20 protein-coding genes and 1 tRNA gene are annotated in these 19,755 nt (G+C 66.4%); 7 read left to right on the forward strand and 14 right to left on the reverse strand.

The features are described from left to right. Positions 1-80 precede the first annotated feature (80 nt). Positions 81-908 carry a 2,3,4,5-tetrahydropyridine-2,6-dicarboxylate N-succinyltransferase gene (gene dapD / locus E7811_RS06500; RefSeq protein WP_136393720.1) on the forward strand — a complete coding sequence of 276 codons (828 nt, stop codon included), beginning with the start codon at positions 81-83 and terminating at the stop codon, positions 906-908. Between the two features lie 70 nt (positions 909-978). On the opposite strand, the gene E7811_RS06505 is transcribed toward dapD, so the two are convergent. Next, a complete protein-coding gene (locus E7811_RS06505) occupies positions 979-1,332 on the reverse strand; it encodes a DUF5368 domain-containing protein (RefSeq protein WP_136393721.1) in 354 nt (117 codons plus the stop codon). A 12-nt stretch (positions 1,333-1,344) separates the two neighbouring features. Next, positions 1,345-2,652 carry an NAD(P)/FAD-dependent oxidoreductase gene (locus E7811_RS06510; RefSeq protein WP_246020241.1) on the reverse strand — a complete coding sequence of 436 codons (1,308 nt, stop codon included), beginning with the start codon at positions 2,650-2,652 and terminating at the stop codon, positions 1,345-1,347. Positions 2,653-2,888: 236 nt separating this feature from the next. Between E7811_RS06510 and E7811_RS06515 the strand changes: the two genes are divergently transcribed. Next, entirely contained in the window at positions 2,889-3,245 is a 357-nt protein-coding gene (locus E7811_RS06515) for a hypothetical protein (RefSeq protein WP_136393723.1), read from the forward strand. A 21-nt stretch (positions 3,246-3,266) separates the two neighbouring features. On the opposite strand, the gene E7811_RS06520 is transcribed toward E7811_RS06515, so the two are convergent. Together E7811_RS06520 and E7811_RS06525 are read right to left on the reverse strand one after the other, a co-directional pair. After that, a complete protein-coding gene (locus E7811_RS06520; RefSeq protein WP_136393724.1) occupies positions 3,267-4,280 on the reverse strand; it encodes a Hint domain-containing protein in 1,014 nt (337 codons plus the stop codon). Positions 4,281-4,291: 11 nt separating this feature from the next. Further along, positions 4,292-5,872, reverse strand: coding sequence for a Hint domain-containing protein (locus E7811_RS06525; protein WP_246020243.1), 1,581 nt, complete (start codon positions 5,870-5,872; stop codon positions 4,292-4,294). Between the two features lie 311 nt (positions 5,873-6,183). Here E7811_RS06525 and dapE point away from each other — a divergent pair, with 311 nt between their 5' ends. Together dapE and E7811_RS06535 are read left to right on the forward strand one after the other, a co-directional pair. After that, positions 6,184-7,332: a succinyl-diaminopimelate desuccinylase gene (gene dapE, locus E7811_RS06530; protein WP_136393726.1), complete on the forward strand. Its 1,149-nt coding sequence runs from the start codon at positions 6,184-6,186 to the stop codon at positions 7,330-7,332. Then, the gene (locus tag E7811_RS06535; protein WP_394345599.1) at positions 7,329-7,766 is read left to right on the forward strand and encodes a GNAT family N-acetyltransferase; all 438 of its coding nucleotides are present in this window, start codon (positions 7,329-7,331) and stop codon (positions 7,764-7,766) included. Before dapE ends, E7811_RS06535 begins: the two co-directional genes overlap by 4 nt. On the opposite strand, the gene E7811_RS06540 is transcribed toward E7811_RS06535, so the two are convergent. The 3 genes from E7811_RS06540 to E7811_RS06550 form a co-directional block, all read right to left on the reverse strand. After that, positions 7,756-8,679 carry a DMT family transporter gene (locus tag E7811_RS06540; protein ID WP_136393727.1) on the reverse strand — a complete coding sequence of 308 codons (924 nt, stop codon included), beginning with the start codon at positions 8,677-8,679 and terminating at the stop codon, positions 7,756-7,758. The genes E7811_RS06535 and E7811_RS06540 overlap by 11 nt on opposite strands. Before the next feature lie 3 nt (positions 8,680-8,682). Further along, complete coding sequence (locus tag E7811_RS06545) at positions 8,683-10,056, reverse strand: aspartate aminotransferase family protein (RefSeq protein WP_136393728.1); 1,374 nt, start codon at positions 10,054-10,056, stop codon at positions 8,683-8,685. A 602-nt stretch (positions 10,057-10,658) separates the two neighbouring features. After that, positions 10,659-10,734: transfer RNA gene (locus E7811_RS06550), tRNA-Lys, on the reverse strand. 97 nt (positions 10,735-10,831) lie between these two features. On the opposite strand from E7811_RS06550, the gene dapF reads away from it, so the two are divergent. Both dapF and mtaB read left to right on the forward strand, forming a co-directional pair. Beyond that, entirely contained in the window at positions 10,832-11,683 is an 852-nt protein-coding gene (dapF, locus tag E7811_RS06555; protein WP_136393729.1) for a diaminopimelate epimerase, read from the forward strand. A gap of 41 nt (positions 11,684-11,724) precedes the next feature. Further along, a complete protein-coding gene (gene mtaB / locus E7811_RS06560; RefSeq protein ID WP_136394262.1) occupies positions 11,725-12,990 on the forward strand; it encodes a tRNA (N(6)-L-threonylcarbamoyladenosine(37)-C(2))-methylthiotransferase MtaB in 1,266 nt (421 codons plus the stop codon). Between the two features lie 172 nt (positions 12,991-13,162). On the opposite strand, the gene dxs is transcribed toward mtaB, so the two are convergent. From dxs to E7811_RS06590, 6 genes are all read right to left on the reverse strand, one after another. Then, positions 13,163-15,076, reverse strand: a complete 1,914-nt coding sequence (gene dxs, locus E7811_RS06565) for a 1-deoxy-D-xylulose-5-phosphate synthase (protein ID WP_136393730.1) — start codon at positions 15,074-15,076, stop codon at positions 13,163-13,165. A gap of 37 nt (positions 15,077-15,113) precedes the next feature. Further along, a complete protein-coding gene (locus E7811_RS06570; RefSeq protein WP_136393731.1) occupies positions 15,114-15,983 on the reverse strand; it encodes a polyprenyl synthetase family protein in 870 nt (289 codons plus the stop codon). Then, entirely contained in the window at positions 15,980-16,219 is a 240-nt protein-coding gene (locus E7811_RS06575) for an exodeoxyribonuclease VII small subunit (RefSeq protein WP_136393732.1), read from the reverse strand. The genes E7811_RS06570 and E7811_RS06575 overlap by 4 nt, the downstream gene beginning before the upstream one ends. After that, positions 16,216-17,142 (reverse strand): histone deacetylase family protein, encoded by a 927-nt coding sequence (locus E7811_RS06580; RefSeq protein ID WP_136393733.1) that lies wholly within the window; start codon positions 17,140-17,142, stop codon positions 16,216-16,218. The genes E7811_RS06575 and E7811_RS06580 overlap by 4 nt, the downstream gene beginning before the upstream one ends. A gap of 86 nt (positions 17,143-17,228) precedes the next feature. Continuing rightward, on the reverse strand, positions 17,229-17,930 hold the full coding sequence (locus tag E7811_RS06585; protein WP_136393734.1) for a response regulator: 702 nt from the start codon (positions 17,928-17,930) through the stop codon (positions 17,229-17,231). After that, on the reverse strand, positions 17,927-18,427 hold the full coding sequence (locus tag E7811_RS06590; protein WP_136393735.1) for a MarR family winged helix-turn-helix transcriptional regulator: 501 nt from the start codon (positions 18,425-18,427) through the stop codon (positions 17,927-17,929). The genes E7811_RS06585 and E7811_RS06590 overlap by 4 nt, the downstream gene beginning before the upstream one ends. A 149-nt stretch (positions 18,428-18,576) precedes the next feature. On the opposite strand from E7811_RS06590, the gene E7811_RS06595 reads away from it, so the two are divergent. Continuing rightward, positions 18,577-19,443 carry a branched-chain amino acid aminotransferase gene (locus E7811_RS06595; protein WP_136393736.1) on the forward strand — a complete coding sequence of 289 codons (867 nt, stop codon included), beginning with the start codon at positions 18,577-18,579 and terminating at the stop codon, positions 19,441-19,443. Positions 19,444-19,539: 96 nt separating this feature from the next. Here the strand turns inward: E7811_RS06595 and E7811_RS06600 are convergent, their stop codons facing one another. Then, positions 19,540-19,725 carry a hypothetical protein gene (locus E7811_RS06600; RefSeq protein WP_136393737.1) on the reverse strand — a complete coding sequence of 62 codons (186 nt, stop codon included), beginning with the start codon at positions 19,723-19,725 and terminating at the stop codon, positions 19,540-19,542. Between the last annotated feature and the right edge of the window lie 30 nt (positions 19,726-19,755).

Consider the following 19,755-nt stretch of genomic DNA (forward strand, 5'->3'; position numbering starts at 1 on the left):
ATGGGCGCAGCGACCCCGTGCCAGATTGCGCAACGGCCCCCTGCCCTGTATAGCGCGCCAAACCGCGAGGGAGATCCGCCATGTCATATGCCGCACTCGAAACCGCCATCGAAGCCGCCTGGGAGGCCCGCGACGGCATCACCCCGCACACCAAGGGCGAGGCGCGCGACGCCATCGAAGCCACCCTGACCGCGCTGGATTCGGGCAAGCTGCGCGTGGCCGAACGTCAGGCCGACGGCAACTGGCATGTCAATCAGTGGGCCAAGAAGGCCGTGCTTCTGGGCTTTCGCCTGAAGGACATGGAAGTGCACATGGGCGGTCCGCAGGGCGGCACCTGGTGGGACAAGGTCGACAGCAAGTTCGCCCACTGGGGCGAGGCGCAGTGGAAGGCGGCCGGGTTCCGCGCCGTGCCGAACTGCGTCGTGCGCCGGTCGGCCTATATCGCCAAGGGCGTCGTCCTGATGCCGTCCTTCGTGAACCTCGGCGCCTATGTCGACGAGGGCACGATGGTGGATACCTGGGCCACGGTGGGAAGCTGCGCCCAGATCGGCAAGAACGTGCATCTGTCGGGCGGCGTCGGTATCGGCGGCGTGCTGGAACCGATGCAGGCCGGCCCCACGATCATCGAGGACAACTGCTTTATCGGCGCCCGGTCCGAGGTGGTGGAAGGCTGCATCGTGCGCGAAGGTTCGGTCCTGGGGATGGGGGTGTTCATCGGCAAGTCCACCAAGATCGTCGACCGCGAGACGGGCGCGGTGATGTATGGCGAGGTGCCCGCCGGATCGGTCGTCGTGGCGGGTTCCATGCCCTCGAAGGGCGGGATCAACCTTTATTGCGCGGTGATCGTGAAGAAGGTGGACGCGCAGACGCGATCGAAGACCTCGATCAACGAACTCCTGCGGGATTGATCGCGCCCTGCAGGCAATGAAAAACCCGCCCCGGCGCTGACCGGGGCGGGTTTTCCTTTTCTTCCAAAGGTCAATCGGCCGACTTGCCGCGGATCAGGGACTGCGCGGTGTAAACCAGGATCGCCAGCCCGACGGCCCCCATCGCCGCCACGCCCAGAAGCACGATCACGTCGATCGGCCCGCCAATGTCGCGAAAGCCCGAACTGGTGATCCCCTGCACGAACAGCACGGCCGCGACCGCCCCGAAGGGCATCGACAGCTGCGCCCACAGGAATTTGCGCATCGACATGGCGCGGTCACGCACCAGCACATAGAGATAGGCCACAGTGACCAGGGCCGCGACCGCGACCATCGCCCAGAACAGGCCGCGTCCGAACATCTCTTCGAAGACGGCGATCAGGGTTTGCAGTGTCAGTTCCTTCATGGTCGCGTCTCCTTATGCCTTGCCGCGCAGCATGGCGTTGTAGGTGGCCTTCAGCGCCACTTCCTTCATCAGCCAGCTGATCCACAGCTCTTCGAGCGGGGCAATGATGCCGGGGAAGGACGGCACCAGGTTGTTCTTGTAATCGAACTCGATCAGCATCGCCCGACCGACGCGCGTGATGAGCGGGCAGGACGTATAGCCGTCATAGACGGCGGTGCCTTCCTTGCCTTCGATCGCGGCGACGAGGTGATCCTCGACCACGGGCACCTGCCATTTGACCGATGCCGCCGTCTTGCCCTTGGGCACGCCCGCCACATCGCCGAGGGCGAAGATTTCCGGATAGCGAAGGTGGCGCATCGTCTGCTGGTCGCACTCGACCCAGCCCTGATCCACCCACTTGTCCCCCCAGGACAGGTCCGATTCGCGGATCACCTCGGGGGCGCGCTGCGGCGGGATGACGTGCAGGTAGTCGTAGGGCAGCTCCACCAGCGACAGCATGTCGCCGTCCTTCTTCTCGAAGGTGGCCAGCTTCCGGCCGGGATCAACCGATTTCAGCGTGTGCTGCATGTGGGTGGTCATGCCGCGTTCGCCGAACAGCATCCGTACCTTTTCCGCCACGATCGGCACGCCGAACAGCGACGATTGCGGCGCGGCATAGTGGATTTCGTACTTGCCCTTGCCAACGGTGCGGCTGGCGATGTCCTCGATCAGGAAGGCATGTTTCAGGGGCGCGCCTGCGCATTTCATTTCCGTCTCGGGGCGCGACATCAGGGCCACGCCGCCCTCTTCGGTGAACTTCTGCGCGGCGGCCCAGGTCTTGGCCGCATAGTCCGCACCCGCGTAAAGCGAACCGATCCCGTTCTGCCCCACCATGTCGAGTGAGAAGCCTTCGATCGCCTCGTAGTCCAGCACCAGACCCGGCGCGACGATGAGGTAGTCATAGGCCAGCGTCTGCCCGCCTTCGGTGCCGACGGTCTTTGCCACAGGATCGATCGCGGCGGCGCGTTCGGCCACCAGCTTGACGCCCGCCGGCAGCCAGTCGGTCGTTTGCGACAGCACATAGCCCGAGGGTTTCAGCCCCGCCGCGACCAGCGACAGGCCGGGCTGGTAGATATGTTCCTTGCGGGCATCGACCAGCGTGATCTCGGCCCCGTCCAGCCGTTCGACCAGACGGTTCGCGATGGCGGTGCCCGCCGCACCCGCCCCGATGATCACGATCCTGGCCTTGGTGGCGACCTTGGCGGCGCGCGCGGGCGTCCCCGCCACCGCCGCCGCCAGACCTGCCGCGCCAAGGCCCATGAAGCCCCTGCGAGATGCCATCAGGCGCATTGCATCCGACATGCGTATCCCCTTGTCCTGTCCGGTGTCAGTGCTTCCCCGCCTCCAGCTTTCGGGCCGGGAAAACATTCGCGTATATGAATGTATACAGAAAGCCCCCGCGATTCCGCATTGATCTGGATCAACTGCCCACGGGCAGGCCGGTCCCGTTGGCCGGCGTGGCTTGACAGCACCCTTGCGACGGGCCAAGCCGTGGCATCCCCCTAACCGGTGCCGCCATGTCAGATCCGTCAGAACCCGCCCCGCAGCCCAAGACGAAGCGCCCCCAGCAGGTGTTCACCCTGGTGGTGGAAGTCGGGCGCAAAACGGATGACGGTCTTCCCAAGGGGGCAACAGGCGCCGCGCTGATGTGCTATGCCTCGGGTGTGGACGAGGCCGAGGCGGTACGCGAAACCGTGGCGATCCTGAAACAGGCGGGCCTCGCACCGCTGGACGTGACGGGCTATGGCACGCTTGACGACCGGCTGGCGCAGGGTGACGAAATCCCGGACGACGAACGCGACCTGATGCAGCGTGCGCTGGACGAAAACTCGGTCATCGTGGCGCAGATGACGCCCTTCTTCGACAAACCCTGAGCGCGGCGGTCAAGCCGGGCATCACCCCAGCCGAAGCTGTGCGGTCCGGCCCAGCATCGAGACCAGCGGCGTCGCCTCGAATTCCCGCAGAACCCGGCGGGGTTGGGCGGCCCCTGCGTCCTGCGGGCTGGTCATGCCCAGGCGGCAGCCATCCGAAAGCACGATCACCGGCAGGCCGAAATCCAGTTCGATCCCGGTGGTGGTGGCGCGACGCGTATCCAGCATGGCGGACCGGCCGTTCACCAGATGGCGGGCCTCGACCAGAACCTCTTCCTCGCCGAACAGATATTCCACCTCGACCCCGGTCATGGCGATCCGCTGGTCCGAGGACAGAAGCAGATCGGACTTTGCCGAGACATAGGGCGCGCGCAGCAGAACAGGGGTATAGCTGCCCCGTGTCGGCACCACATGCCGGCGCACCGCTGTCACGGGCAAGGGGCCGTGATCGACGGTCAGGACGATGTCATTGGCCGAAAGCAGCCCGGCCGGCACCAGCCCGCGGGGGGTAGCGATCGGCGTGCGCGGTCCGATCCAGGGGAAGCGGTCGGGCAATGCCAGCCCCTTGGCAAAACCGAACCACAGCGCCGCCGTCGAACGGCGCGCCATGCCCTGCCCTTCGGAAAGACCCGTCACATCCTCGAACGGCAGGGGCAGCGGGTCAGTGCCCTGGCACACCGTGCCGCGCCCTTCGCCGTCGATCGTCTCATATCCCATGCACCAACGCCGGCCCGGTGCATCCCAGGCCAGGACGATCCGCCCGGTGCCGCGCGTCACTTCGGGCAAAGTGACCTTCAGCGCATGGCGCACGACAGTGGCGCCCTGCCGGTGCAGGATCGAAATGCCATACTGCGGATCGGCAAAGACCGACAGATGGATTTCCCAGCCGCGATCGGCCCGATAGTCCAACAGCACGGTCGGCCCCTGCAATGGCAAGGCGAATTCCAGAACGAACACGCCCCGCGTCAGAAGCCCCTCGCCGGGCCCTGCCTTGCCGGTGATGGCCTGTGCATCCGAAAGGGCGATCCATTCCGTCATGCCGCACCCCGCTATGCCGCCAGCGCCGTGGCGACCAGAACGCGCGCCTCGTATCCGCGCAGCATCCGGCGGGCGGCGGGGCTGTATCCGGCGCCCGTATCGGGGTCGAGTTCGGGGAACAGCGCGCAGATTTCGTCAACCACCTCGCGTTCGAAACTCTTCGTGGTCTGCGGGCCGGGCAGGAAGCTTTCGGTTGGCAGGCCTTCGGAAAAGACCACCTGGTGACGGTCGAACAGAAGATGGACGTAGTCCACCTCGCCGCCAGGCACGATCCGGACCGACCTGTCGTTCACCAGATCCTTGGCAGCCACCAGAACCTCGGGTTCGCCGAAAAGAACCTCGGCCAGGCTGTCACGGATCAGGATCCGGTGCAGCGGCGAGACCAGAAGTTCACGATGATCGCCGAAGGTGCCCGCGCGGATCCGCACCGGGGCGAACTTGCCTTCGGCGGGAACGCGGCGGCGACCGATCCAGCGCAGCGGCTGCGGGCCGTCATCTTGCGTCATCACCAGATCGCCCGGCCTGAGGGATTCCACCGCGACCTCGCCCGACGGCGTCATGATCATCGTTCCAGCCACGAAACAGGGGATCGAGTTGATCGTGACCAGACCGACATCGGACACGCCGTTCCCGTTGCCCGCGCCGACCGTATAGGTGAAGGCCACATTCTCGATGTCACCGTCGCCGGCAATGGTCAGCGTGCCGTCGGCATTGACCGTCACCTGCTGTCCCGATGGCAGCGTGACCGTGCTGCCGGCCGAAACCGCGACCCCGTTGATATGCGTGATCACAAGGCCGGAATTGCCCGGCCCGATGTCATTGGCCAGAACGTCGATCGTCTTGACCCCGTTCGGGTTCAGATCAAGGCTGTCATCGACCGCGACAATCGCGGTCTGCCCACTGTTCGCGGCGATCAGCAGGTTGGAGTCGTAGCTGGAATCCGACGTGTCGGCGATCCCGATCCGGATGGAGTTCACCTGACCGGGAATGACCGGCATGGTCAGGGAAAGGGTGACGGTGAAGCCGTCCATCTCGGTGTTGTAGGCATCGTTGGTGTTCGAGATCATCAGGTTCGGCTGGGTCAGCTGATTGATGTTCGACACACCGGTCTGCCCGTTGCCGACGCTGATCGGCACGTTCGTGCCGTTCACCCAGACACCGACGACATCGTTGAACTGGGAAGAGATGTATTCGGGGTATTCCTCGGACGCGAAGACGAACTTCATCGTCAGCCTGTCGCCCGTCGGAATGAAATCGACGTCCAGCCAGACCGCGTCAAAGGTGCTGGCGCCCGCCAGCTGGTTGAACAGGCTGTTGTTGTTGATCCCGCTGGTATCGGTGGAGGTGCCCGCGGACCGGTTCGGATCGCCCGAGCTTTGGGTGAAGCTGGCGACATTGCCGGTGGACAGGATCACGCCGGTGTCGCTTGGCACGACCCCCGGTGCAAGCTGACCGTTGGAGTAGACCGCCGAAGACGTGCGGGGGCCGGTGTAACTGGCCCCGGTCACGGTCACCCCGTCGCCGAAGATCGTGTTTGCCATATCCAACGCGGATGCGTTGGTCTGATATGTCAGCTCGGCGCCTGTCGCCATTCCTGCCTCGATCCTTTCGAGGCCGCACGGACACACGCGTGCCGCCGGTTCGTCCGGCGATCACGTCAAACTTTCACTTACCGCTCACGGGGCACGTTGGCCCCTGTCCGTCCTGCCTCTGGACTATTGTTTATTAACCAAATGATAAGCCTTTTTCGCGCCACGGGTCATCCCGATTTCTGCCATGTTGCGACATCGCCCGACGGGGTTGCACGGGGGCCACACCCTTTGCGGTTGTGTGCGGGGCTTGTCCCTTGCGACCGCCCCTGCCCCCGCCTATCACTTTGGCAACCGCTCAAAGGACGTGCTTCATGCCCCAACCCGTCGATCCCGTCGCCCTGACCGCTGACCTGATCCGCTGCCCTTCCGTGACACCGGCCGAAGGCGGCGCGTTGGTCCTGCTGGAACGGATGCTTTCAGAGGCCGGTTTCGCCTGCACCCGGGTGGACAGGAACGGAACGTCGAACCTTTTCGCCCGATGGGGCGCGCGCGGGGCGAACCGGGCCTTCGGATTCAACGGCCATACCGATGTGGTGCCGGTGGGTGATGCCGCAGCCTGGAGCCGTGACCCCTTCGGTGGCGAGATCGTGGACGGCGTGCTGTGGGGGCGGGGGGCCACCGACATGAAATCGGGGGTGGCGGCCTTTGTCGCGGCGGCCATCGACCTTGTCCGCGAAACCCCGCCCGATGGGTCCATCGTGATCACCATCACCGGCGACGAAGAGGGCGATGCCACAGATGGCACTGTGGCCCTGCTGGACTGGATGCGCGCCAATGGTGAAACGATGACCCACTGCCTTGTAGGCGAACCCACCTGCCCCAACGAGATGGGCGAGATGATGAAGATCGGTCGGCGCGGGTCGATGACCGCGCATTTCACGGCGCGCGGCGTGCAGGGCCATTCGGCCTATCCGCATCGCGCAAGGAACCCGCTGACGGCCATGGTGCGGCTGATGGACAGGCTTGCCAGCCACGAACTCGACCGGGGAACCGACCATTTCGATCCCTCGACCCTTGCGATCACCACGATCGACACCGGCAACCCCGCCAACAACGTGATCCCGGCGCAGTGCCGCGCGACGGTGAACATCCGCTTCAACGACCTGCATTCGGGTGCCAGCCTTTCGGTATGGCTGCGCGGGATGGCCGATCAGGTGCAGGCCGAAACCGGTGTGACGATGGACATGACCGCCAGTATCTCGGGCGAAAGCTTCCTGACCCCGCCGGGAGAGTTTTCGGCGATGATCGCCCGCGCGGTCCAGGCCGAGACAGGCCGCATCCCCGAAGCCTCCACCTCGGGCGGCACTTCGGACGCGCGCTTTGTCAAGGATCTGTGCCCGGTGGTGGAATTCGGCCTTGTGGGCAAGACCATGCATCAGGTCGACGAACGTGTGCCCGTCGAACAGATCGTGCAGCTGAAGGGCATCTACACGCGCATCCTGCGGGATTATTTCGCATGATGATCGCTGGCACGCCCCCCGTCATCGCGCCCACGCGCGACATCGCCGCCTGCCGCCACCTGCGCCGCGTCGTCTTCATCGAGGAACAGGGCGTGTCCGAGGCGGACGAGGTCGACGACAAGGATGACCAGGCCATACACCTGCTGGCCACCATCGGCGGCCGCCCGGTGGGCAGCGCGCGGATCCTTCTGATGGGCGACACCGGCAAGATCGGGCGCGTCTGCGTCCTTAAGGAAGCGCGGGGAACCGGCCTTGGCGCGGCGCTGATCCGCGCGGCGGTTGCGGAATTGCGCGGGCAGCCGGGCGTGTCGCGCGCCAAGCTTGGCGCGCAGACCCATGCCATCGGCTTTTACGAAAAACTGGGGTTCACCGCCTTCGGCCCCGAGTATGACGACGCGGGCATCCCGCATCGCGACATGTTGCTTACGCTTTAACCACGCGGCCCCGCCGGTCTGACGCGATCTCGATCAGCCCGGCAAGAAGGACCAGCACGCCACCGGCGATCTCGGCGGGTGACAGGTGTTCGCCCGCCAGAACGGCCGCTGTCACCGAACCCACAAGAACCTCGGCCATCAGGAGGATGCCGACGCGGGCCGGTTCAAGGCGGGCAACGGCCCACATCAGCCCCAGGATCGACAGAACCCACCACAGCGCCGCCGTTCCAAGGGCTATCGCCACGATGCGCCACGCCTCGGCAGGGTCGGACGACAGCGGGGCAGCGGGCAGAAACGGCCAGAGCGCCAGCGCCGTCAGCGCCGCGCCGAGGGCGAAGACAAACGAGGTTTCGGTCGGCGCCAGCGCCGATCTGACCCGGATGCCCGTGGTCGACACCGACCACAGCAGCCCGGCAATGAGGCTCATCCATTCGCCCGCGCCCTGCGGCAGGGGGGCCTGCCCCCCGGCGCCCAGCATCACGGCCAGCCCGGTCAGGCCGACAGCCATCGCCAGAAGGCGCATCCGCGTGGTTTCCCATCCCAGCACGAAACGCGCGATGAGCGTGCTCCAGACCGGGGTCAGGAAATACAGCAGCACGATGATCGCGACGCGGCCATAGACCAGCCCGACCGAGTAAAGCGCAAAGGCCGCGCCACCAAGCGCCACCGACAGCAGCACTACCGGCGGGCATTGCCAAAGCCGCCGCCGCCCGGCCAGCGCCGACGGAACCAGAAGGATCGCCGCCGCAGCCGCGATCGCCGCCGTGCCAAGGGGGCCGGTCAGGCCCAGATCGTCCAGCGCCCGCACCGGCAACCAGTAGAAACCCCAGAAAACCCCGCAAGCCAGCACGACCAGCGAGGCGCCAAGGCTGCCGCCGGCTTGGCTAGGACTGGTCGCAGCGGCGGATTGCACGGATCAGCCCAGAACCTTCCGCACCGCCGCGACCGCGGCCGCGACCACCTGATCGGCCTCGGCCTTTGTCAGGCAGAAGGGCGGGGCAAATCCGATGATGTCGCCTTGCGGCATGGCGCGGGCGATCACCTTGCTGTCGGCCAGCATCGCCGCCGAAACCTGCGGCCCGACCTTGCGTGCCGGGTCAAAGAAGACGCGACCGTCGCGATCCTCGACCAGTTCGACGGCGCACAGCATCCCCTCGCCGCGGACCTCGCCCACATGGGGGTGATCCGCCAGCGCCTCGGCCATGCGGGCGCGCAGATGGGCGCCCACCTCGCGCACGTTGTCGATCAGGCCCAGATCGTCGATCAGCTTCAGGTTCGCCACACCGGCCGCCGCACCGATCGGGTGGGCCGAATAGGTCCAGCCGTGGCCAATGGGGCCGTTCTCGTCGGTTCCCTGTTCCAGCACCTTCCAGACGCGATCCGACACGATGGACCCCGACAGGGGCGCATAGGCCGAGGTCAGGCCCTTCGCGATGGTGATGATGTCGGCCTCGATCCCGTAGTGATCGGACCCGAACATCGTGCCAAGCCGCCCGAAACCGGTGACGACCTCATCCACGATCAGAAGGATATCATGCTTCCTGAGCACCTTCTGGATGGCGTCCCAATACCCCGCAGGCGGCGGGACGATCCCGCCCGTGCCAAGGACGGGTTCGCCGATGAAGGCCGCGATGGTATGGGCGCCCTCGCGTTCGATCAGCGCCTCGAGACTGGCCACGCAGTGCGCGACGAACTCTGCCTCGGTCTGCGCGTGGTCGGCGCGACGGTAGAAGTAGGGCGCATCGGTGTGGATCACCTGCGCCAGCGGCAAGTCGAATTTCCGGTGAAACAGCTCAAGCCCGGTCAGGCTGCCGGTCATCAGGCCGGACCCGTGATAGCCCCGCCAGCGGCTGATGATCTTCTTCTTTTCCGGCCGCCCGAGGATGTTGTTGTAATACCAGACCAGCTTGATGTTGGTTTCATTGGCGTCCGACCCGCCAAGGCCGAAATAGACCTTCGACATGTTCGCGGGCGCGCGGTCCAGGATCATCTTGGCAAGCGTGATGCTCGCCTCGGTCCCGTGGCCGACATAGGCGTGGTAATAGGCCAGTTCGCGCGCCTGCGCTGCAATCGCCTCGGCGATCTCGGGCCGGCCGTAGCCCACATTCACGCAGTAAAGGCCCGCGAAGGCGTCCAGCAGGCGGTTTCCGTCCCGATCCTCGATATGGACGCCGGATGCGGTGCGGATGACACGGCTGGGCGTTTCCCCCCGCGCATGCTGCGCGAGATGGGTCGAGGGATGGAAGAAGTTTTCCCGGTCCCACAGGGCCAGTTGGTCATTCGTCAGCATCGGGCGCTCCTTTGGTTAGGACTGGGTGGACTTTAGCCGATCCGCCCGACCCTCTGCCATCCTGTCGGCGCCGGAATTCCTTCCGTCAGCGACGGCGGTACCGGGCCACGAATTTTCGCGGCCACGCCTCTTGCGACCGCGTGAAGCCGAATCGGTATGCGGAAAAGGAACCCGCGCCACAGGATCACCGCGTCGGGCAACGCGGCAAAGCGGGCGTCCGGCGCCGTGCCATGCGCGGTCTCGCTGACGGTTGAGGTTCGCGCGCCTACGGACGCCAAGCGCAACGCATGTTGCCCCGGCGGTGGTCGATCCTTGTCCGGTCGGCAGGCGGTGCACGCGCTGCCGTCACGGTATCAGCCATCAGCCGGACGAAGATTTGGATCCGGAAACGATGTCAGCGGCGGTCCTGGCACTGGAACGCATCATGCACGGATTCGCGGGCGACATCCGCTGCCACGGCTGACCACGCGCCACGCCCGTCCGGCCAATGACTGGACGCTGCGCCGCACCTGACTGCAAAAGCAGACCTTGCGGTCCCAGTGGCCCCCAAGGGCGCTTACCGCGCCCTGAACCGACGAACATCTTCATGTCATTGATTTCAGTGGTGAGCCCGACAGGATTCGAACCTGTGACCCACTGATTAAAAGTCAGTTGCTCTACCAACTGAGCTACGGGCCCACGACAGGGCCGCTGATTATGGGCTAAGCCCGGCAGGGTCAAGGGCAAATTCGCGCGGCTCTGGCAAAAATCCGGGCGGGGGCGTATATGGCGGCTCATGGAACAGAACCCTGCCCTTGCCCTGCCCGAAACCGGCCTCTCGTTCATGAAGATGCACGGGCTGGGCAACGATTTCGTGGTGATCGACTCGCGCGGGCGCGAGGCGGTCACGACACCCGAACTGGCGCGCGCGCTTGGGGATCGGCACCGTGGCGTGGGCTTTGACCAGCTGGCCGAGATCCTGGACAGCGACAGCGCCGATTTCAGGCTGGATTTCTGGAACTCCGACGGCAGCCGCGCCGGGGCCTGCGGCAACGCCACGCGCTGCGTGTCCGATTTCGTGATGCGGGGGGCCGGGCGCGAGGCGGTCACCCTGTCGACGTCGCGGGGGCTGCTTTCGGCCCGGCGAAGGGCCGACGGTCTGGTCAGCGTCAACATGGGGGCGCCGCAACTGGACTGGGCAGAGGTGCCGCTGGCGCGGGACATGGACACGCTGCATCTGCCCCTGCCCGGCGATCCGGTGGCCGTGGGCATGGGCAACCCCCATTGCGTCTTCTTCGTGCCGGATGCCCAGGCGGTGGATGTGGCGGGCACCGGCCCGGGTGTGGAACATGACCCGCTGTTCCCGGCACGCACCAATGTGGAATTCGCCTCGCTGACGGCGCCCGACCGGCTGCGGATGCGGGTCTGGGAACGCGGCACCGGGATCACGCTGGCCTGCGGTTCGGGTGCCTGCGCGACGGCCGTGGCCGCGCATCTGCGGGGGCTGACCGGGCGGCGGGTGCTGCTTGACCTCGACGGCGGGCAGCTTGAGGTCGACTGGCGCGAGGATGGCGTCTGGATGACCGGCCCCACCGCGCATGTCTTCACCGCCACGCTCGCGCCCGGCTTTCCGGTTGCCCGGCCATGAGCCTTCCCGCCATGAAGCTGCCCGCCCTCAAACCGCCCGCCCTGAAACCTCCGGTCTTCGCCACGCTCGGCTGCCGCCTTAACGCCTACGAGACCGAGGCGATGAAGGAGTTGGCCGCCGATGCCGGGCTGGATGGCGCGGTCGTGGTGAACACCTGCGCCGTGACCGCCGAGGCCGTGCGCAAGGCCAAGCAGGAGATCCGCCGCCTGTCGCGCGAAAACCCGGGCGCACCGATCATCGTGACGGGCTGCGCGGCGCAGACGGAACCCGAAACCTTCGCCGCGATGGCCGAGGTCACACGGGTCATCGGCAACCACGAAAAGATGCAGGCCGAGACATGGGCGGCGCTTGCCACCCCGCGCGACCTGATCGGCGAAACCGAAAAGGTGCAGGTCGACGACATCATGTCGGTCCGCGAGACGGCGGGTCACCTGATCGACGGTTTTGGCCGCCACCGCGCCTATGTGCAGGTGCAGAACGGCTGCGACCACCGCTGCACCTTCTGCATCATTCCCTTCGGGCGCGGCAATTCCCGGTCGGTCCCCGCGGGCGTGGTGGTGGACCAGATCAAGCGCCTTGTGGATCGCGGCTTCAACGAAGTGGTGCTGACCGGTGTTGACCTCACCTCCTGGGGCGCGGACCTGCCGGGCACACCCCGGCTGGGCGATCTGGTGATGCGCATCCTGCGGCTGGTGCCTGACCTGCCGCGCCTGCGGATCAGCTCGATCGACTCGATCGAGGCGGATGAAAACCTGATGCTGGCCATCGCCAGCGAACCCCGGCTCATGCCGCATCTGCACCTGTCGCTGCAGGCGGGCGACGACATGATCCTGAAACGGATGAAACGGCGGCATCTGCGCGACGATGCGATCCGTTTCTGTGAAGAGGCGCGGCGGCTGCGGCCCGGCATCGTCTTCGGCGCCGACATCATCGCGGGCTTTCCCACCGAGACCGAGGAGATGTTCGAAAACTCTCTGCGGCTGGTGGATGACTGCGGGCTGACCTTCCTGCACGTCTTTCCCTTCAGCCCGCGCAAGGGCACGCCCGCCGCCCGCATGCCGCAGGTCAAGGGCCCCGTGATCAGGGATCGCGCCGCGCGGTTGCGCGACAAGGGCGCCGCCCGCCTGGCCGCGCACCTGGGGGCCCGCCAGGGCCTGACACTGACCGTCCTGACCGAAGGCCCCCGCACTGCCCGGCTGGAGGATTTCACCGAGGTGGCCTTCGCCCTGGATCAGCCCGAAGGCACGCTGATGCGCGCCCGCATCACCGGGCATGACGGGACACGGCTGCAGGCCACCCCCCTCTGACCGCGGGCGGGCGGAAGCTGCGGACGCTCCGCGGGGGGTATTTCGGGTCAGGTTGAAATCGGAACCTGATCCCCATGCTTCAACCTGATCGAAATACCCCCGCCGGAGGCGGCGGTTAAAAGGCGCCAGACGGGCCGAAAGGCCCGGCTGTCCGCTGGATCAGGCCGCGCGTTCAGGCGCGTTTGCCCAGGGTAGTGACGCCCAGAACCTCAAGCACCTTCGCCTCGATCTGGGGGGCGTCCATTCCGGCCAGGCGATACATCGCCTCGGGGCTGGCCTGGTCGATGAAGGTGTCGGGCAGAACCATCGAGCGGAACTTCAGCCCCCGGTCGAACACCCCCTCGTCGGCCAAGAGTTGCGCGACATGGCTGCCAAAGCCGCCAACAGCCCCTTCCTCGATGGTGATCAGCGCCTGATGTTCGCGCGCAAGGCGCAGGATCAGGTCGCGGTCCAGCGGTTTGGCGAACCGGGCATCGGCCACGGTCGGGGCGAGGCCGCGCGCGGCGAGCGATTCCGCGGCCTTCAGCACCTCGGCCAGCCGCGTCCCGAAGGACAGAAGCGCCACGCCGGCGCCTTCGCGCATCAAGCGGCCGCGACCGATCTCGATCGGCTGGCCGCGTTCGGGCATCTCGACCCCCACGCCTTCGCCGCGCGGATAGCGGAAGGCCGACGGCCCCTCGTCATGGGCGGCGGCGGTGGCGACCATGTGCACCAGTTCCGCCTCGTCGGCGGCGGCCATCACCACCATGCCCGGCAGGTTTGCCAGGAAGGCCACGTCGAAGCTGCCCGCATGGGTCGCGCCATCGGCCCCGACCAGCCCCGCCCGGTCGATCGCGAAGCGCACCGGAAGCCGCTGGATCGCCACGTCATGCACCACCTGGTCATAGCCGCGCTGCAGGAAGGTGGAATAGATCGCGCAGAACGGCTTCAACCCGCCGGCGGCAAGGCCCGCGCTGAAGGTGACAGCGTGCTGTTCCGCGATGCCCACGTCAAAGCAGCGGCGCGGGAAGCGTTCGGCGAACAGATTGAGGCCGGTGCCATCGGGCATGGCCGCCGTCACCGCCACGATGCGTTCGTCCGATTCCGCCTCGCGGATCAGGCTTTGCGCGAAAACCTTGGTATAGCTCGGCGCGTTCGACGGGGCCTTGACCTGCTGGCCGGTGATCACATCGAATTTCGCCGTGGCGTGCCCCTTGTCCACCGCGCGTTCGGCCGGGGCATAGCCCTTGCCCTTCTTCGTCAGCACATGGATCAGGATCGGCCCCGTCGCCCGGGCCCGCGCCGTCCGCAGGACCGGCAGCAACTGGTCAAGGTCATGGCCGTCGATCGGCCCGACATAGGAAAACCCCAGTTCCTCGAACAGGGTGCCACCCACGGCCATGCCCTTGATCATTTCCTTGGCGCGCCGCGCGCCTTCCTGGAAGGGTTCCGGCAAAAGCCCCATCGCCCCCTTCGCAGCCGCCTTCAGATCCTGGAACGGCGCGCCCGCGTAAAGCCGCGACAGATAGGAGGACAGCGCCCCCACCGGCGGGGCGATCGACATTTCGTTGTCATTGAGGATGACGAACAGCCGCTGCTTCAGATGGCCTGCGTTGTTCATCGCCTCGAAGGCCATGCCCGCGCTCATCGACCCGTCGCCGATCACCGCCACCGCATCGCCCGGATCCCCCCCGAGGTCGGCGGCGCAGGCAAATCCCAGGGCCGCGCTGATCGAGGTCGAGGAATGCGCCGCGCCGAAAGGGTCATAGGGGCTTTCGCTGCGCTTGGTGAAACCCGACAGCCCGCCCTCCATGCGCAGCGTGCGGATGCGGTCGCGACGCCCGGTCAGGATCTTGTGCGGATAGCACTGGTGGCCCACGTCCCAGATGATCTTGTCCCGCGGTGCGTCAAAGACGGCATGCAGCGCCACGGTCAGTTCGACCACGCCAAGGCCCGCGCCAAGGTGCCCACCGGTGACGGACACGGCCGAAATCGTCTCGGCCCGCAGCTCGTCGGCCAGCTGGCGCAACTCGCGGTCGCTTAGCCCCTTCATGTCGGCGGGCACACGCACGCGGTCGAGGATCGGGGTATGGGGTCGTTCGGTCATCCTGCGCCCTCCGCGCACGCGCCCCGCGCCGGGGCCGTCAGTTCCGCCGCGCGATAACGAAACGCGCGGCCTCCTTCAAGGTTTCTGCCGCAGCGCCATAGGGCGTCAGCGCGGCCTCGGCCTCGTCGATCAGGGCTGTGGCCCGTGCCTTTGCGCCCTCCAGCCCCAGAAGCGAGACGAAGGTGGCCTTGCCCGCATCGGCATCCTTGCCCACGCGCTTGCCCACCGCGGCCGCGTCGCCCTCGACATCAAGGATGTCGTCGGCAATCTGGAAGGCCAGGCCCAGGGCCGTGGCATAGGCGCGCAGGGGGGCGGGATCGGCCCCGGCCAGGATCGCCCCGGCCTCGGCGGAAAAGCGGATCAGGGCGCCGGTCTTGCCAGCCTGCAATTCGGTGATCTGCGCCAGCGTCAGCGGCGCGGGCGCGGTTTCGGCGGCGATGTCCAGCGCCTGGCCCAGAACCATGCCCTCTGCGCCCGATGCTTTCGCCAGACCCGCGACCAGCGCCACGCGCACCTCTGCCGGACCAAGCGCAGGGGCGCACATCAGCTCGAACGCCAGCGTCTGCAGCGCGTCCCCGGCAAGGATGGCGGTCGCCTCGTCCCATTTCACATGCACGGTGGGCTGGCCGCGGCGCAGATCGTCATCGTCCATGCTGGGCAGGTCGTCATGCACAAGACTGTAGGCATGCAGCGCCTCGACCGCCGCCGCCGCCGATAGGGCGGCTTCGGTGGTCAGCCCGTGCATTCGCGCGCCTTCCAGCACCAGAAACCCGCGCAGCCGCTTGCCGCCCGACACCGCATAGCGCATCGCATGGACGACGGGCTGGTCGGCCATGCCGGCCAGTGCCAGGGCCAGACGTACCTCGATCAGCGCGGCATCAGCAGCCAGAACCTCGCGAAAGCTCACAGCCCCTCCGCCGGAGTGGTTCCCACCGCACGGCCTTCCTGTGCGCGGATCATCTCGACCCGCGCTTCGGCCTGCGCCAGCTTGTCGGCGCAGTGCTTCTTCAGTTCCGCGCCGCGTTCATAAAGGGCAATCGACGCCTCAAGCGCCACGTCGCCGCGTTCCAGCTGGCCGACGACCGCCTCGAGAGCGGCCATCGCCTCTTCGAATGTCATCTCGGCAACGGGCTTTTCGGTCATCTTCCGTATTCCTCCAGAACTTCGACATGGGCCGCGACCGAGGCCGCAAGCGCGCGCAGATCATAGCCGCCCTCAAGGCACGATACCACCCGCCCGCCGCAGGACCGGCGCGCCCAGTCGCACAGCCGTTCGGTCAGCCAGCGGAAATCGGCCTCGCGCCAGCGCAGCGTGGCTAGCGGATCATCCTCATGTGCATCGAACCCGGCCGAGATCAGCAGGAATTCCGCATCCGACCGCTCCAGTGCCGGAAAGATCCGCGCCTCGTAGGCCGCGCGCATCTCGGCCCCGCCGGTGCCCGACTGCAGGGCCACGTTGACGATCTGGCCATGCGCGCCCACCTCTTCGGGAAAGCCCGAGCCGGGAAACAGCGGTATCTGCTGGCTTGAGGCGAACAGCACGCGCGCCTCGTCCCACAACAGTTGCTGCGTGCCATTGCCGTGGTGGACGTCGAAATCGACGATCGCTACCTTCTTCAGCCCGTGATGGTCCAGAAGCCGGCGCGCGGCGATCGCGACCGTGCCGAACAGGCAGAAGCCCATCGCGCGTTCGCTTTCCGCGTGATGTCCGGGCGGGCGGGCGGCCACGAAGGCATTCGCGATTTCCCCCGCCATGACGGCATCGACGGCCGCGCAAGCCCCGCCGACGCCGCGCAGGGCCGCGCGCAGCGAACCGGGCGACAGGTAGGTGTCCCCGTCCCAGTCGGACCAGCCTTCAACGGGCACCGCGCGCCGGACCGCCTCGATGTAGCGGGCCGGATGGCAGCGCAACACATCGGCCTCGTCGCCCATCGGGCATGCGCGCCGCTCCACCGGCAGGCCGGAAAGGCCAAGCTCCACCGCCTTCAGCCGCGCGGCCTGTTCGGGATGGCCCGGCGGCTCGCGGTGATCCAGACAATCGGGATGGGAATAGAACGCTGTTGCCAAGGCCCGCTCCTTCATATTGACCCAAACACCCGTCCGGGGAGGGGCGTGAGGCGTCCGGGGCGCAGCGCCCCCGGCCTTGCCTGCCCTCAATCCGGTTGCAGCATATATCCCGCGCCCCGCACCGTCTGCAGATAGCGCGGCTGTTTCGGATCGGCCTCGATCTTGCGGCGCAGGCGCGTGATCTGCACGTCTACGGCGCGCTCCTGCGTGCCGCTGTCGTCGCGCCCCAGATCGCCCACCAGCGCCTCGCGGCTGACCGGTTCGCCTGGCTTGGCCGCGAAGATCCGCATCAGCTGCGCCTCGGTCGCGGTCAACCGGACAGGTTCGTTGCCGCGCCAGAGTTCGCCCCGTTCCATGTCATAGCGCACAGGACCAAGATGCAGCACCTTCGGCCCCGCCTCGGCTGCGGCCTGCGCCGGGACCCGCCGCAGGATCGCGTTGATCCGCAAAAGCAGTTCCTTCGGCTCGAACGGTTTGACCAGGTAATCGTCGGCCCCGGCTTCCAGCCCTTCGATCCGGTTCGCCGTTTCCCCCTTCGCCGTCAGCAAAAGGATCGGTGTCGTCATCTTTGCCCGCAGCGACCGCGTGAGCGCGATGCCATCCTCGCCGGGCATCATCACATCCAGCACGATCATGTCGAATTCCAGCCCCGACAGAAGCCGCCGGGCCTGCGCGGCATCGCGCGCGACCGACACCAGAAACCCGTTGCGCATCAGGAATTTCTGCAGCAGGCCCCGGATGCGTTCGTCGTCATCCACGACCAGAAGATGCGCCTGCGTGGCATTCATGAACCGCTCTCCTTCATCGACTGGTAATGTCGCCGCATCTCGGGGTCCATCATCGCCTCGAGAACGGTCCGAAACCCCTGAACGGCCGCCGGCCCCGCGGCACGGTAGGCGGCGCGCATCCGTGCCCTCTGGGCGTCCGACAGCTCGCGTTCCAGTTCGGCACCCTTTTCGGTCAGGAACAGGTGCCTTTCGCGGCGGTCCTTGCGGCCGACCCGGCTTTCGACCAGACCGTCGTCGATCAGGCTGCGCAGAACACGGTTCAGCGACTGCTTGGTGACGCCGAGGATCGACAGCAGGTTGTTCACCGTTGTGCCGGGGCTGCGATGGATGAAATGCAGCGCCCGGTGATGGGCGCGGCCGTAATCCATCCGTTCAAGGATCCTGTCGGGATCGGCGGTGAAGCCGCGATAGGCGAAGAACATCGCCTCGATGCCCTTGCGCAACTGCTCGTCCGTCAGGAACAGAAGGGTTTCACCCCCAACGCTGCCCTCGGCCATGACCCACCCCCTCGTTTCCGAGGATTTTATGTCAGCCTTGTTGACTTTCCAAGACTCAACTGATAGCGAAACGCAGATTTGGCGCAACTTTATGTCCGAAACGGACCTATGAGGCGCAACAATCGCAAATTCCCGAAGGAGGTGGGATCATGGCGGGTTATGATGATCGCGACGGAAACATCTGGATGGACGGGCAGCTTGTGGAGTGGCGCGATGCCAAGGTCCATATCCTGACCCATGCACTCCACTATGCCTCGTCCGTTTTCGAGGGTGAACGCTGCTACAACGGCAAGATCTTCAAATCGGTCGAACATTCCGAACGGCTGCGCAAGTCGGGCGAACTGCTCGACATGCCGCTGCCCTATTCGGTGGCCGAGATCGAGGCCGCAAAGGAAGCGGTGCTGAAGGCCAACGGGCTGACCAACGCCTATGTCCGCGCACTGGCCTGGCGCGGCGCGGGCGAAGACATGGGCGTCGCCTCCAAGCGCAACCCGATCCGGATGGCCGTGGCCGCCTGGGAATGGGGCAACTACTATGGCGATGCCAAGATGAAGGGCGCAAAGCTCGACATCGCGAAATGGCGCCGCCCCGATCCGGCGACCATCCCGCATGCCGCCAAGGCCGCAGGGCTTTACATGATCTGCACCATGTCCAAGCACGCCGCCGAGGCGAAGGGCTGTTCGGACGCGATGATGTTCGACTATCGCGGCTATGTGGCCGAGGCGACCGGCGCGAACATCTTCTTCGTCAAGGATGGCGAAGTCTTCACGCCGATCCCCGACGCGATCCTGAACGGCATCACGCGCCAGACCGTGATCGGCATGCTCAAGGACATGGGTGTGAAGGTGCATGAGGTGCGGATCAACCCCGGCGATCTGGAAGGCTTCCAGCAATGCTTCCTGACCGGCACCGCGGCCGAGATCACGCCCGTGGGCCAGATCGGCGACTACACCTTCGAGGTGGGGGAACTGACCCGCCGCGTGGCCACCGATTACGAAAAGCTGGTCCGCGCCTGATCCCTTGAGGCAAAACAGAAGGCCGCCGTTCCCGGTCCGGGACGGCGGCCTTTTTTCATGGCGGCCCCGCGCATCGGTGCGCAGGGCCGACCCGGCTCAGGTGCTGCGACCGCGTTCGATCCGCGCATATTCGACGATGCGACGCCCGGCTTCCTTGCGCAGTTGCGGACGGCGATGCAGGCGCGCCCAGATCGACGATCCGCCTTCCCGCGCGATCGTCAGGAAGTGCTTCACCCGCCCCCCGTCCGAGGGCTCGCGACGGTCTGCCAGATGTTTGCTCATGGCCTGTCCTCCTCTCCTGGTGGAGGAGCA

Origin of the sequence: Aliigemmobacter aestuarii, from assembly GCF_004799285.1 — a bacterium.
GTDB lineage: Bacteria > Pseudomonadota > Alphaproteobacteria > Rhodobacterales > Rhodobacteraceae > Aliigemmobacter > Aliigemmobacter aestuarii.